Annotated in this window: 20 protein-coding genes; 15 read left to right on the top strand and 5 right to left on the bottom strand. The window is 71.6% G+C overall.

Translation table 11 applies throughout. The annotated features are described in order from the left end of the window. Window positions 1-38: 38 nt before the first annotated feature. From PV341_RS38190 to PV341_RS38170, 5 genes are all read left to right on the top strand, one after another. A complete protein-coding gene (locus tag PV341_RS38190; RefSeq protein WP_500324149.1) occupies window positions 39-527 on the top strand; it encodes a hypothetical protein in 489 nt (162 codons plus the stop codon). Beyond that, window positions 524-889 (top strand): hypothetical protein, encoded by a 366-nt coding sequence (locus PV341_RS38185; RefSeq protein WP_500360222.1) that lies wholly within the window; start codon window positions 524-526, stop codon window positions 887-889. Before PV341_RS38190 ends, PV341_RS38185 begins: the two co-directional genes overlap by 4 nt. A 77-nt stretch (window positions 890-966) precedes the next feature. Beyond that, window positions 967-1,188: a hypothetical protein gene (locus tag PV341_RS38180; RefSeq protein ID WP_500360221.1), complete on the top strand. Its 222-nt coding sequence runs from the start codon at window positions 967-969 to the stop codon at window positions 1,186-1,188. A gap of 178 nt (window positions 1,189-1,366) precedes the next feature. Next, window positions 1,367-1,726: a hypothetical protein gene (locus PV341_RS38175; protein ID WP_500360220.1), complete on the top strand. Its 360-nt coding sequence runs from the start codon at window positions 1,367-1,369 to the stop codon at window positions 1,724-1,726. An 88-nt stretch (window positions 1,727-1,814) separates the two neighbouring features. Then, window positions 1,815-2,903: a hypothetical protein gene (locus PV341_RS38170; protein WP_500360219.1), complete on the top strand. Its 1,089-nt coding sequence runs from the start codon at window positions 1,815-1,817 to the stop codon at window positions 2,901-2,903. A gap of 91 nt (window positions 2,904-2,994) precedes the next feature. Here the strand turns inward: PV341_RS38170 and PV341_RS38165 are convergent, their stop codons facing one another. From PV341_RS38165 to PV341_RS38150, 4 genes are all read right to left on the bottom strand, one after another. Then, window positions 2,995-3,477, bottom strand: a complete 483-nt coding sequence (locus PV341_RS38165; protein ID WP_500324154.1) for a TRADD-N-associated membrane domain-containing protein — start codon at window positions 3,475-3,477, stop codon at window positions 2,995-2,997. A 557-nt stretch (window positions 3,478-4,034) separates the two neighbouring features. Beyond that, complete coding sequence (locus tag PV341_RS38160; RefSeq protein ID WP_500324155.1) at window positions 4,035-4,502, bottom strand: hypothetical protein; 468 nt, start codon at window positions 4,500-4,502, stop codon at window positions 4,035-4,037. A gap of 138 nt (window positions 4,503-4,640) precedes the next feature. Then, window positions 4,641-5,399, bottom strand: coding sequence for a non-homologous end joining protein Ku (gene ku / locus PV341_RS38155; RefSeq protein ID WP_500360218.1), 759 nt, complete (start codon window positions 5,397-5,399; stop codon window positions 4,641-4,643). A gap of 334 nt (window positions 5,400-5,733) precedes the next feature. Further along, entirely contained in the window at window positions 5,734-6,270 is a 537-nt protein-coding gene (locus PV341_RS38150) for a DUF6233 domain-containing protein (protein WP_500360216.1), read from the bottom strand. A gap of 372 nt (window positions 6,271-6,642) precedes the next feature. Here PV341_RS38150 and PV341_RS38145 point away from each other — a divergent pair, with 372 nt between their 5' ends. After that, entirely contained in the window at window positions 6,643-6,855 is a 213-nt protein-coding gene (locus tag PV341_RS38145) for a hypothetical protein (protein WP_500324158.1), read from the top strand. A 163-nt stretch (window positions 6,856-7,018) separates the two neighbouring features. Beyond that, window positions 7,019-7,219, top strand: coding sequence for a hypothetical protein (locus PV341_RS38140; protein ID WP_500324159.1), 201 nt, complete (start codon window positions 7,019-7,021; stop codon window positions 7,217-7,219). Between the two features lie 606 nt (window positions 7,220-7,825). Here the strand turns inward: PV341_RS38140 and PV341_RS38135 are convergent. Continuing rightward, window positions 7,826-8,146, bottom strand: coding sequence for a helix-turn-helix domain-containing protein (locus tag PV341_RS38135; protein WP_500324160.1), 321 nt, complete (start codon window positions 8,144-8,146; stop codon window positions 7,826-7,828). Window positions 8,147-8,379: 233 nt separating this feature from the next. Here PV341_RS38135 and PV341_RS38130 point away from each other — a divergent pair, with 233 nt between their 5' ends. From PV341_RS38130 to PV341_RS38095, 8 genes are all read left to right on the top strand, one after another. Further along, window positions 8,380-8,532 carry a hypothetical protein gene (locus tag PV341_RS38130; RefSeq protein WP_500324161.1) on the top strand — a complete coding sequence of 51 codons (153 nt, stop codon included), beginning with the start codon at window positions 8,380-8,382 and terminating at the stop codon, window positions 8,530-8,532. Then, window positions 8,532-8,717, top strand: coding sequence for a hypothetical protein (locus tag PV341_RS38125; protein WP_500324162.1), 186 nt, complete (start codon window positions 8,532-8,534; stop codon window positions 8,715-8,717). The genes PV341_RS38130 and PV341_RS38125 overlap by 1 nt, the downstream gene beginning before the upstream one ends. After that, window positions 8,714-8,884, top strand: coding sequence for a hypothetical protein (locus PV341_RS38120; RefSeq protein WP_500324163.1), 171 nt, complete (start codon window positions 8,714-8,716; stop codon window positions 8,882-8,884). The genes PV341_RS38125 and PV341_RS38120 overlap by 4 nt, the downstream gene beginning before the upstream one ends. Window positions 8,885-8,969: 85 nt before the next feature. Next, entirely contained in the window at window positions 8,970-10,073 is a 1,104-nt protein-coding gene (locus tag PV341_RS38115) for a hypothetical protein (RefSeq protein ID WP_500324164.1), read from the top strand. Beyond that, complete coding sequence (locus PV341_RS38110; RefSeq protein ID WP_500324165.1) at window positions 10,070-11,149, top strand: hypothetical protein; 1,080 nt, start codon at window positions 10,070-10,072, stop codon at window positions 11,147-11,149. The genes PV341_RS38115 and PV341_RS38110 overlap by 4 nt, the downstream gene beginning before the upstream one ends. Before the next feature lie 72 nt (window positions 11,150-11,221). Next, window positions 11,222-11,770, top strand: coding sequence for a hypothetical protein (locus tag PV341_RS38105; RefSeq protein ID WP_500324166.1), 549 nt, complete (start codon window positions 11,222-11,224; stop codon window positions 11,768-11,770). Then, window positions 11,767-12,555: a hypothetical protein gene (locus PV341_RS38100; protein WP_500324167.1), complete on the top strand. Its 789-nt coding sequence runs from the start codon at window positions 11,767-11,769 to the stop codon at window positions 12,553-12,555. The genes PV341_RS38105 and PV341_RS38100 overlap by 4 nt, the downstream gene beginning before the upstream one ends. Window positions 12,556-12,582: 27 nt before the next feature. After that, window positions 12,583-12,987: a hypothetical protein gene (locus PV341_RS38095; protein ID WP_500324168.1), complete on the top strand. Its 405-nt coding sequence runs from the start codon at window positions 12,583-12,585 to the stop codon at window positions 12,985-12,987. Window positions 12,988-13,106: the final 119 nt, after the last annotated feature.

The raw sequence follows: 13,106 nt of genomic DNA, 5'->3' as shown, positions 1-13,106 counted from the left end.
CCGCCCGTGAGCCCCGCCAACGACCCCAAGGAGTACGCGTGATCACCGCACCCCGAACGCTGCTCACCCCGACCGGCGACCCGGCGCCCGTGGAGCGGGCCGCCGTCGACAGCATCCTCGACGGGCACGAGCCCGAGACGTTCCTGTGGGTCGTCTTCACCAAGCCGGACGGCGGCGCCCGCGTCTGGCACGCGTGGACCGACGGCGGCACCGCCCTGGGCGACCGCATCGACGGCCTCGCCACGGCGGCCGGTCTCGACGCCGCCGACTGGCTCCACATCGGCGACCGCCACTGCCTGCAGTCCACCCGGGGCCGTATCGAGATCCAGGCGTACCCGCTGCGCCCGGTCCTTGCCGACGTCCAGGCCGGAGTCCGAGGCCCCGACGACCGCCGCAACAGGCTCCGCGAGTTCGTCGACCTCGCCGCCGAGATGAACGGCAGCACGAAGCGCCCCGGCGAACCACCGTGGCTCGGCTACGGCCCCGCCATCGTCAACCGAGTGAGCGGGGCGGGGGGCCGCACATGAGCCGCACCGGCGGGTTCCTCGTCCTGTTCAACTCCCTGGCGTGTCTCGTCCTCGTCGGGCTCAGCGTGATGTGCGCGGAGCACGACGCCCCGCTGTTCGCCATCGTGTTCGCCGCCGCGTCGCTGCTGCCCGTGATGGCCATCCGCTGCGTGTTCGACGAAGAGGCCGCCGAGATCGAGCGACGCGCCCAGGTGCGGCCCGCGCCGCTGGACCTCGGGCTGGCGTACGACCCGATCCCGCCCGGTCCCGCCCGAGCGGCCGCGATCACCGCGCGCACTGAGTGCAACGCCTGGTGGTCGTCCATGGGCGAGGAGCACGACGCCGATTGCCCCCAGGCCCCTCGGTGGTCCGACTTCCGATGACCACGAAACGAGCCCCCCGCCCCGTCCTAACCGGGGCGGCGGGCCCGCACCCCGCAACCTACCTGGAGCACAGCGCCATGACCGACCCGTACGACCGCATCGAGTGCGACACCGACCGCGGTGAGAGCCCGTTCGGCTGGAGCGACGACACCGACCACCCGGCGCTGGACGCCCGCACCGCCGCCCAGATCCACGCCACCGCCGACCAGCTCGACGAGGAGGCCGGATCCGGCGCCTCGCACCCGCTCGCCGACAGGTTGCGTGGCCTGCTGCGCCCCCGCCGGGACGGCGAGCGGTGACCGGCGTGCGCCAGCTGGCCGTCGTCGCGCTCGCCGCCGGGGCGGCCTACCTCGCCGCCCGCCGGCGAGCACGGCCCCGCTGGGCGCCCGACTGGGCCGCCCCGCCCCGCGCCTGACGCTCCTGAACCGCCCGGCCGGACGACTCCCCGGCCGGGCCCTCAACCGGAAAGGCTTACCCATGCCTGAGCACGCCGCCGGACCCCGCTGCGGCAACAACCCCGCCGCCCGCCTCGCGCCCGGAGACCGAGAGGCCGTCGAGGACTTCCGGACCTACCTCGCCCACCGCACGGAATCCCAACGAATGACCCCTGCCTGCCTGGAAGTCGAGACCGTCGTCGAGGTCGCCGAGCGGCACCGCGAGGTCGGCGGCAGGCAGGTCCTCGTCGGCCGGTTCTGGGGGCCGCCCGGCACCATCGGCGCCCAGGGGATCGCCGTCGGCACCGGCTTCCAGGCCCTCGCCGACGACTTCCCGCCCGGTACCCGGATGGTCGTCACCGCCCGCATCGAACTCCCCGAGCAGTCCGAGGCGGCCCCGTGAAGCGCGCGTGGCACGCCTCGTGGCGCTCCCTCGTCGTCCTCGCCGGTATCGGCCTCGTCTTCGCCCTCGCAGCCCTCCTGGACGGATCATGACTACCCCCACGCAAGCCCTGGCCTTCAAGCAGCTCTGCGACAGCGGCATCCTGTGGCTGATCAACCGCGCCGTGTTCCACCCCCACGGCCTGGCCCTCTCACTTCACGCCGACGGGCGCGGCGTCGCCTACGGCTGGTCGATCGTGGCCGCGCCCGTCGGCGTCCCCTGGCAGTACGACCCCGAAGACGACGTGCGTTGGTACCGGGCGGCCAAAGCCACGCTGGACGCGGCGCAGGACGTCCGGACAGGCGCGTCCGGACCGTCCGGCGTTGCTGTCCTGGTGTCCCCGGACGGTGTCCGGACACCCCTCGCCCGCAACGACCTCGCACCCGTCGCACCGGCCCCGGCCAGCACGGACACCGCGTCCGGACGCGCGGACACCGTGTCCCCGGACACCGGCCGGACAGTGTCCGGACAGGGGGAGCGCCGCGCCGATGTACGGGCCGCGATCGACGCCGCGTTCGAGATCGCCGACACCCCCGCCGACGACGCGTGCGACCACCAGTGCCGGTGCGGGCACGACCACTGGGACCACAGCTCGCGCGGCTGGTGCAAGCAGTGCGACGACTGCCAGTCCTCCACCGGGCACTACCCCAGCGAGTGCTGGCACCAGGTGGACGAGTCGCCCGACCCGGCCCCGGAAGTCGTCCACCCCGACGGAGCCCCGCAGGTCACGGCGGTGCCCGAGCTGGACCGCGTCGACGTGGAGGACCTCGTCGGCTGGCTCGGCACCGTCCTGCCCGCCGACGTCCAGCACCTGGCCATCAGCGCGTGGGGCAAGGCGTGGGACCGCTCCGAAACGGCCCGCGCCGGCCTCGGCGCCGTCCGCCAAGTCCTCGCCGCCGACGGCCACCCGGCCGATGAGGACGCCGACCTGGGCCGTGCGGTCGCCGATCGTATCGCCCACCACCGAGGGCGCGCTGCCACCTTCGCCGCCACCCTCGACGAGGTCCTGGCCCACTTCACCAACGACACGCACCCCAGCCAGAAATGCAAGCAGACCGGCCACGTCCCTCTCGCCAGGATCAACCAGTGGCGGGCCGTCCTCACCAACGGTGGGGACGTAGCCGATGTCGCTTCCTGACCGGTCGGCAGTCATACGACAGCGGCCCCCACCCGGCACGGTGGGGGCGCCGCCGGTCAGCCGGGGCTGCCGAGCGCCGCGGCGAGCCCGGCTACGGGGCCTGAGCTGGCTGTTGCTGACCGCTAGCCGCAGCCGGAGCTCCCGGGGCCGCCGGCGAGGCTACCATGGCCTGAACCAGCGCCATCAGGACTTCCCGTCGCTGCTCATCAGCCAAGCCAGCATCAACAATCAGACGCTCCGCGGCCAGATACCTGGAGAACTCCAAGGGCTGATCGAAGTACGACCGCAGGTGTGTGGCCGCGGACTCCTGCGACTTGACGAAGGTCTTACTCACGTACCCAGCCAAAGCTGCGGCGACGGCTCCCAAACCGCCTGCCACGATGCTTCCAGTCGCGTTGCTCGCTTTCAGGGCCACAGCGATGAAGCCGACGAGGAGTGCGAAGCCGAGTCCCATGGAAATCTGAGCGTTCCGGAAGGATTTCTTGGCCTGGTCCTGAGCAATAACGTGATACAGCTCCAGCCGGGCATGCGTAAGCTCCCATTGCTCGGCAAGCGCAATTCTGCGTCCTTCCACGGGTGGCACTGCCGAGTCACCGTCCGGACGGGGAACCGGAACGTCAGTGGCCGTTCCGTTGCCAGGTCGGCCATACCAAACGTGAAGGTCTCCGTGGAGGTCTCCGCCGATAACGGGGGTAGCATCTCTTCGTACGGCATTTTCGAAAGATCGCTCAGCTTCGCGGACGCGGTCGCGACTTTCGCGGATAAGTGACCTGTTATTCCTGTAGCCCCGCTCCAGCACGTAGAGTGCGGGCGCGATGAGCGCTAAAACGATCGCCGTGAAAGTTTGGCGAGTGGACGTATCGTCCGACCTGAGGGCAGCGATCGCGAATCCCAACGCTGAACCGAAAAGCACGCATGCCGTGATGACGGCCACGCGCCGGACGCTGAGCAGATTGTTGAGCGGACGGCGTCTCTCGGCCCCATCGCGGGAGTTCGGTACCTCGGGTGTCTCGCTACTCGGCATGCGTATCAGCATGGCGACGCCCCTCTGCGGCGTCCACCGGTTCCGAATCACTGAGCACACGAGACGGCTCCCATCCGGCACAGGTGGGTCCCGCCGCGTGGCGCCGGTCAGCCGGCGGTCGGCGTCCGCTCGACCGAGGCGACCCGCACCGACTTGATGTCGGAGATCTTGCCGTTGCCGATCTCCGCGTCCAGCGGTGCCGAGTCCCCGGTGTTGACCTTGCCGACGCCGAGCTTGTCCGCCGTCACGCCGGTCGACCCGAGCACGTCACCGTCCTTGTCCAGGAACTCCATGGACACGAAGTAGTCCGCGGTCTCCTTGCCCAGGTTGGTGATCGTGTAGTGGACCACGTAGGCGTTGTCGCCCCAGGTCTGGTGATTCTCGAACCCGGACTTCACGACTTTCACGTGGCTCACGGCGCCCGAGGCCTCCGCCTTCGCCGACGCGGCAGCCGAAGCCTTCGCTGCCGCGGTGGAGTCGTTCGTCGCCGACGTCGATCCGCTTCCGGAGGAGCAGGCGGTGAGGGCCGCCGCAGCGGCCAGGGCCACGGTGGCGAGGGCAAGCCGGGTACGCATCTGGTGGTGCCTTTCTGGTGGTTCTGGGAGCGCAGAACCTAACGGCGCCAGCCCGGCAGACGCGGAGGAATCGCCCCGGACCGCACGAAGGAGGCAGCGCTCGATCGCATGCCCGCAGAGCGCGCAGCAGGCGCGCGGTCAGCGGCTCCCGGCTTCCCGGATGCTGGCCTCCAGCGCCGCCATCAGGTCCACGGCCGGCACCGGCTCCTCCGGCTCCTCCAGCCCCGCCCCCGTCATCTTCGCGACCACCAGCTGCTCCAGCGCCGCCGCGTACTCGTCGTGCAGCTCGGCGATCTCCACCCCGGCAAGCTGATCCATCAGCAGCTCGGCAAGCTCCAGCTCCCGCTCCGTCACCGGGGCCGCCGACGACAGGTCGTCAGGCTGCCGGATCTCTTCCGGCCACAGCAGCGTGTGGAGCACGAGCATCCCGTGCCGGGGCCGCAGCACCGCCAGCCGCTCCCGGGTGCGCAAGGTGACCTTTGCAACCGCCACCGTCCCGTGCCTGGCCAGGGCCTCCACCAGGAGCGCGTACGGCCGCTGACCCTGCTCGCCGGCGGCGCCGACCCAGTACGGCTTGGAGTAGAGGACCGGGTCGACATCGCGCTCGTCGACGAAGCCGAGGACGTCCACGGTGCGCTTCGTCGGGAGGGGGAGAGCGGCAAGGTCCTCATCGAGGAGCACGACGGTGCGGCCGTCCGGCCGCTCCCACCCTCGGGCGATCTCCGACTGCGGAACCTCGACGTCCTCGCTCTCACAGACCCTCCGATGCCTGATCCTGGAGCCATCGCGCACATGAACCTGATGGAACCCGGTGCCGTGCTCCTCGGTCGCCGAGTACAGGTGCACAGGCAGACTGACCAGGCCGAAGCTGACGTAGCCGGTCCAGATCGCGCGCATACCGACAGCGTGGGATGCGGGGCAGTTCGGTGCACGGTGGACGAGCCCGCCCGGCGCTGGCCCTGCCTCGCCCACGTTGCGGTGGCGCCACTATCCTCGCGGCACAGGTCCGCGACCAGGGGGAACCATGGGGATTGCCGTGCTTGCGATCATGGTCATTGGGGGCGCATTGCTGGCGACCGCCTACCGGGACGCGGTCCGGCGCTTCCTGAGTGTCGTGAGCCCCAGCCACGTTCTCACGCGGGGCTTCGCCCGGGTCTTCGGAGCAGGGTGCGCCCTCTCCGGCGTTGTGTGGATCGGAATCCTGCTCACCGGTCACTGATCCGGCGTCGCGTCAGCCGCGGAGCTCCGCCTCGGGGCGGCACTCCTCACACGGCGAGACGACGTCCACCTCCAGCGCCACCAGCGCCTCCTGCCGGGTGAGCGTCCCGCCAGTGGCCTTCCGGCAGCCGGCCCGGTGCAGGACGCCCCGGCCTCCGCCGTCGCCCACCGGCACGTGCGCGAGCTTCCACCCCACGGCCGCCGGCTCCTGCCCGGCCGGCTCTGTCGACGGCCGGCCCGGCACGCGGATCGCCTCCGGGGACCACCAGTAGCGCCGCCAGTAGTGCACCGGCCACCCGTCGGCCTCGAGGAAGCACACCCGCATGAGGAGCGTGACCCGCCCGTCGGAGTGCTTGAACTTCACGAAGACGGTCGCCTGGTGCCACTGGCCGCCGACCCGCACCTCCACCCGCGGCCGCCGGTCCGACGGGTACGCCTCGACGTCCGCCCCGGGCACGCCCGTCGGCAGATCCCCGTGGTGGACGCGCACCACGTCGCCGTCGAGGAGCTGCTCCTCGACCGGGCTCACCGCGCGGGACTCCATGCGCATCCCGGCCTCGTCCCAGTAGAACCAGGCGCGGCGGCGGCCGTCGGGCAGGGCCGGCCAGAGGATCAGGTGGAGTGCGACCCGCCCGTCCGGGTACTCGCGGCGCTCGCTTGCGATAGCCCGGTGCGGATGCCCGGCGATCTGCAGGCGGACCCTGGGCCGGTTGTGTTCCGGGTACGCCTCGGTGACAGCGACCGGCTCGGCGCCGTCCCCGGGTCGCCGGGCGGCACCTCCACCGCATCACGCCAATCGCTCACGTGTTCGACTGTAGGGCGGGGGAGAGGGCGCAACCAACCCCGGACGGCAGCGCTCACTCATTCGAGTGGCCATGGACCCCGGCGCAACCGGCCCACGCCGGCCGCACGTGCACAGGCCATGAGCCCAGTCGAAAACGACCTCTTCCCGCCCCCCGACCGCGACGCCTTCGACATCGTCCTCACCGGCCCCGTCGACCAGGTCGCACGCGTCCGCGCCTGGATCGAGGCCCGCGCCGCCGGCGACGGGAGCAGCATGCTCACCGACCAGCCCGACGGCCTCGCCCGCTGCCGCATGCGCATCGTCGCGCCGCCGGAGATGGACGCGACCTGAGGAACACCAACACGAGGGTTTCGGCGATTCGCGGGCGGTAATACGACCTCGCAGAGCCGCAGTGCACCTGCCCTACAGCGGCTCCCGAAGGGCCTCCGCCCCTCGGCACCCTTGTAGATCGGGGCTCCCTCCCCTCCGGGCCCCGATCGGCGAGGAGGACATGATGGACGAGACAACCCGCATGCACCGCCCGGGCGAGAAGGTCCCGGTCAGCGGCATCTACGAGTGCACGTGCGGCGAAGGGCACCGCTTCACCATCACGAGCACCAACGTGCAGGGCCACACCTTCCCGCCAGTTCCGGAACACTGCTCCGGCATCGGCTGGAACCTCATGATCCCCGCCCGCGTGGAGCACAGCCCATAGCCCCCCAGCAGCCCGCCCGGTTACGTGGTGAGTGCCGGGCGGGCCCACGGCGCGGCCCCGCCGGCGCGTCCTTCCCAGTCCTCGGCGGGGCCGCCCCACGCTCGCCCGGCGACCTACTCAGCCGGCACCGCAGGCCCGCGCCCCGCCAGCCGGACACCCGGCCCCCACAGCTCCATCTGCTTCTGCAGGCACGAGTCGCACAACGGATTGCCACCCACGCCGTAACGGACACAGGGCTCGAAGCACTTCCGGCAGGAACCGTTCGCGATCCTCGGGGGCAGGGGTGTCGGAGTGGCCATGCCGCGCACCCTAACCCCGGGCACTGACAGCCGACCGGATCGTCACTCTCGGCATTCGACTGAACGCTCCCTGCTACCCTCGACCTAGATCCACCAGGCAGGCCCGGCACCCCACCCCGCCGGACCACCACGGCCCTACGGTCAGGCCGTGAGCTCATCACAGCGGCCCCCGCCAGTCACCCGGCGGGGGCCGCTCCCCGTTCGGACCAGCGCAAACACCACGAAAGCCGCAATCCTGTACGATCCCGCGCACGGTTGAGGGCAACCCCGGGGCCGGGCGGCAAAGGCCACTGCCGCCCGGCCGCCCTCATTCGGTCGTGGGCTCCTCGGTGCTCTTCTTGCGCGGGCGGTCCCGGCCGGAGCCGGAATAGCCGCGCTCGATGTCCTGGACCGTCGCGAGCGATACGCCGAGCTGGGTGGCGATGCTGCGGTACGGGACATGTTCGGCGCGCTGGTCAAGAACGTACTGACGTCGGAGGGCCTTGAGCTCCCGGGTGGTCTCGGGCTGCGCGCGGAGGACTTCACTGATCGCCCGCGCCCGGGCGGCAGGGTCCTCCATCCGCTTGAGGGCTTCCAGCGCCTCCTGCACCCGCCGCGCCTCCTCGCCATCCGTCAATCGATCGGCCATCCCGCTCCTTTTGTCGGGTTGCCGCTTGATCAGCGTATGGGACTCCCGTACGCTCAAACAAGGCAACCCACGTTGCTCAGCACAAAGCCCCAGCCCGCGTGGTTGCACACGGGGGCCGGGGCTGCTGAAAACGACGCCGCCCGGTGGTTGCACACCGGGCGGCGCCTCAACCCCGGTTCGTGGTTGCACACGGGCCGGGACGCCAGACACCTGCTGACACAGGAGCTGACACAGTGCACCTTACTGATCTGACCTTCCCTGGCCCCCAGTGCGGGGCCGGTGAACTGCCGTTCGTCGTCGGCCAGTGGGACGACGCGAACGAGCGCGTGATCCCGCGCTTCCCGCGTCCGCGCCGGTCGCCCGAGTCGGCGGGGGTGACGGTCTGATGGCGCGACCGACCTCCCAGGAGCGGGTTGCCGCCCTGCATGCCCAGGCGCGTGCCGACTACGGCACGCCGGACGAGCGGGCCGCCCGCCGCACCGAGTACGACGAGGGCATTGCCCGCGCGCAGAGCCGTGCCGACGTGAACGAGGCCGTGGCCGTCGCCTTGGCGGGAGGTGGCCGGTCGTGACCTGGCGCCTGCCCGATCCGGGCGAGAAGCCCAGCAAGAGCTCGAAGAAGAACCGCGAGGGCCACCGCAACGGCGGCGCCGACCGGGCCGCGCGGGAGGGCCAGGCCTGGGAGGACAACGACCGCGCCCACGAGCGCGTCGGCCGCTGGCGACGCCGCCGAGGCTGACCTACCCCCCGTCCCGTGGGCCGGGCCCGACTTTCCTGCGGGCCCGGCCCGCTTGCCGTTACCCGACGTCCGAAAGGGACACCCCGTGACCGACACCGCGCCTTCGGTCGCCCGCCGCTCGGCCCGCTCCTTGGCGGCCGAGCGAGCTTTCCGCGATCGCCTCGCCGAGCTGGGCGCCACGCTGCTTGAGCCTCAGTGGCTCGGCAACAAGGCGCCCCACCGGGTGCTTTGTGCTGGCGGGCATGAATGCCTGCCTCGGCCTGGCAATGCGATGCGGGTTGGCATCTGCCGGATCTGCGCCGGGGGCGACAGCAAGTCGGCGGAGGCGCGGTTTCATGCGTGGCTCACGGAGCTTGGGGCAACGCTGCTCGAACCGCAGTGGCTCGGCACCCACGCTCCGCACCGCGCGCTGTGCCCAGCCAGACACGAGTGCACCTACACCCCCGCCGGCGCGAAGCGCGGCCGAGGGTGCCAGAAGTGCGCCCGTATCCGTATGAACGATGCGAAGAAGGCACGCGCCGAGAGCGCGTTCCGCCAGCGGCTCGCAGAACTCGGGGCAACCCTTCTGGAGCCGGAGTGGCTTGGTTCGCTTGAAATGCACAGGATTCGCTGCCAGTACGGGCATGAGTCGACTCCCCGTCCCGCTGACGTCCAGCAAGGGCATGGCATCTGTCGGGCGTGCGTAGGACTAGATCCAGCAACCGCTGAGGCGAAGTTCCGCGCCCGCCTGGCCGAGCTGGGCGCCACCTTGCTTGAGCCCGAGTGGCTGGGTAATCACGCTCCCCACCGGGTGCTCTGCACGGCTGGGCATGAGTGCGCGCCACGACCCAGCAACGTGGCGCGGTGGGGTGTGTGCCTCCGCTGCCGCGGCTGGGACTCGAACGCCTTCTACGTCGTGTCCAACAGTGACGGTGCTCTCAAATTCGGCATCACAACGGGAGACGGGCGCTCACGCCTGTCACGTCACGCTGGCGCAGGCTACGAGACAGTCCACCGCCTGCTGACCGGCCTGCCGGACGGGATCGCCCCCCGCCTGGAACGTGACGTCCTGGCAACACTGCGCCTCGCCGGCGAACGCCCCTTGCACGGACGGGAGTACTTCCCAGACCGCGTGCGTGCCCTCGTCCTGGACGTCGTCGACAACTACCCGATTGGCACCTCCGGCACCGCAAGGAAGGTCTCTGCATGAGCACTGAGCGCCCCACCGAGGACACGACGCCAGTCCAGCCGCGCATCCCTGGCGTTCGCTACCGAAAGGCCGAGCGGTACCGCCTTGAAACCACGGTGATCGATGGCGTGCCCGAGACCCGCAAGGTGCTGTACACCACGTGGGAGCCGGTGCCACCGCGCGACTGGGACGACATCATCGTGCGAGGCGTAACCGCCGTCGCGGTCGGCGTGACGGTGCTGGCCCTCGCGGGCACGACGGCCGCCATCGGCGGCCTGCTGCACCGGGTTGTGCCCGTCGCCATCAGTTATGGCACCGCTCTCGTCTTTGATCTGAGTTGGCTTGCCAGCATCGCCATCGAGCACGTCGAGCGGCTCTACCCGCCGCGCGCCCGCGCCGCCCGCAATACCGGGTGGGTCGCCCTGCTGATTTCGATGGGCTCGATCGTCGCGTTCGGCGGCGTCATGGAGCAGTGGGCCGCGGGCTGTGTGGCGGCCGCCGTTCCGCTGCTGTCGAAGGGCCTGTGGTGGCTGGTGCTCCGCACGTACGCGGTGCCGCTCAGCGATGGCGTGGCGTTCTGGATGCACCGCCGCCGGGAGAAGGCCGTTGCGACCCTCGCCGTGGCTGGGCAGCTCCGCCGCATCGACCGGCACCGCCGGTATGCGGAGGCGGTGTACGGGCCGCAGGCGTCGACGGCTGCCGAGATCCTCAGCGCGCCCGCGCAGGCGTTGCCGGTCGTCGAGGTGCCCGGACACGTCGCGGACACGTCCGGACGCCCGGACCCGGACCCGTCCGGACAGCCCGCGCCCACGGCACCGGAGCCTGCGCGGACAGTGTCCGGACACGACGAGGACACCGGGCCGGACACGGCCGAGGAGCCGCCCGCGCCGGTGCCGCCTGTCGCGCCGGTCGGCGGGTCCATCGCGGCCACCATCCGGGCCGAACTCGCCAAGGACAAGAGCATCAGCGACGAGGACCTGATCGAGCGCGTGCGGGCCGTCCACCCTGACCGGGACGACAGCAAGCTCGCCGGCACCGTGGTCCGGACCCGGCACCGGCAGGAGAACCCGCCCAAGAAGAGCAGGCGGGGCGCTTGATGAGCCTCGTCGCGGTCCTCGTCCTCGCCGCCGCGGTGGTGTGGGTATACCGGCGCTCCCAGCACCGAAGTGGTGCGGGAGCGTCGGCCGCCGCCCGCGCCCGCCAGCTCCGCACCCCGGCCGTACGCCTCGCCACGCTCCTCGGCATCAGGACCCGCGCCGAGCGCCTGGCCCGCCGGTACGACGCGGGCGCCGAAGGGGAGCGGCGCACCGCCCGCCAGATCAACCGGCCGCGCCAACGTCGACCACCTCGCCATCAGCCCCTCGGGCACGGTGATCCTGCCGGACACGAAGCGCTGGGACGCCCGGTTCCCGGTCTACGTCGCCGGTGAGCACCTGATGCACGGCGGCCGGATCGTCACCGGCCGGCTTGACGCCCTCGCCCACGAGGCCGCCGCCGTCGCCCGTGCCCTCGGCGTCCCCGTGGTGCCCCTGGTCGTCGTCCAGGGCGCCCGGGTCGCCGACAAGCAGCTGTCGTTCCGGGGCGTCCGGATCGTGTCCGCCGACCGGGCCTGCGACGTCATGCGGCGCCTCGGCCGCCCCCACGGCCGCAGCAGCCGACGCCACCTCACCGAGCTTGCCCTGCGCAAGCTCCCGCCGCGAACGGACGTGACCCGATGACCACCACCGAGCCCGGCGCTGACGAGCGGCGCATCGGCATGATCCTCCGTCACTTCGGCGTCGGCTACACGCCGACCGGCGACGCGGAGGAGGAGACCGAGGAGCGCACGCCGCAGCCCCGCCGGTGGCCGCACCCGCCGCCGCTCTGGGTTCTCGGCAAGACCAAGCCGATGACGGAGGCCGATAGGGAAGACCTGGACGGCGAGCCCGAAGAGGAGGAGCCGGGGGAGGAGCCGAAGCGCAGGCGACCTGTCCGGCGCCCACGGACACGGCGTCCGGACAGGGAGGACGAGGAGGAAGAGGAAGAGGACGGCGAGGACGAGCCGAAGCGGACCGCCCGCCGCCCGAAGACCCGGACCGTCAAGAAGACGAAGGCGGGGGAGGGCGACGACGAGGACGACGACGAGGACGAGGAGCCGCGGCGGGCGCGTCCGCAGCGCCGCCCGCCGTTCGCCGCCCCCGGCGTCCCGAAGCGCCGCAAGTCGCTGCTCATGTCAGTCCGGACGATGTCCGGACACCACCGGTGGGCCATCTACAACGGCGCCGCGCTCGCGCTGGGCTTCGCCTTCGGCCTGCCCCAGTTCTTCACCGCAGAGACCGCCTACCTCGTCGCCACCAGCAGCTCATGGGCCGACCCGAACTGCCTGTTCTGGTACGCCGTCACCGCTGGGATCGCCTGGGTGGACTGGCGAACCCGCCGCTGGTGGCCCGGCCTCGCCCTCCTCCTGCGCGTCCCCGCCGCATCCCTCGTCGTCGGCGTCCTGCTCTACGGCGACCCCACCTGACCGCCCCTCCCGGAACGGAACAAGCCCGTGAACAGCTTCCTCGGATCGCTCGGCACCGTCGGCGTCGCCCTCGCCCTGTCCGCGCTGCTGCTCCTCGGCACCCAGCCCGGCGGCCGGCTCAAGCCGCTCCCGTGGGGCGCGTGCCTCGTCCTGAGCATGGTGGCGGGCAGCGCCTTCAAGGCAGCCGGGCCGCCGTTCTCGTTCGTCTCCGACCTCGTCGGCGACGGCGTCGGCCTGGCGAAAGGCATCCTGCCCGGCCTGACGATGCCCGCCCTCGCCCTCACCATGGTCATCATCATCCTGTGGAAGAAGCTGACCCTCCGCGGCATCAGCGTCATGGGCATCGCGTTCTGGTACGTCGCAGCCGGAGCCGGGGGAGCGTGGAGCGTCCTCGCCGACCGCATCCACCTCATCGCGCAGAGCGCGGCATGAGCGCCGTCCACGTCGTGCCCGACCCCGGCGACGACGAGACGCCGGGGGAGGAGCCGGTCGACGACGAGGACCAGGAGCACGAGCTGGTCGACGACGACGGGCAGGAGGCGGGGGAGGAG

The sequence above is a fragment of the Streptomyces sp. PA03-1a genome (assembly GCF_033792805.1).
In the GTDB taxonomy this organism is placed as follows: Bacteria; Actinomycetota; Actinomycetes; order Streptomycetales; family Streptomycetaceae; genus Actinacidiphila.
The sequence above is the reverse complement of the archived record's forward strand: the minus strand, read 5'-3'. Positions and strand labels throughout refer to the sequence as shown.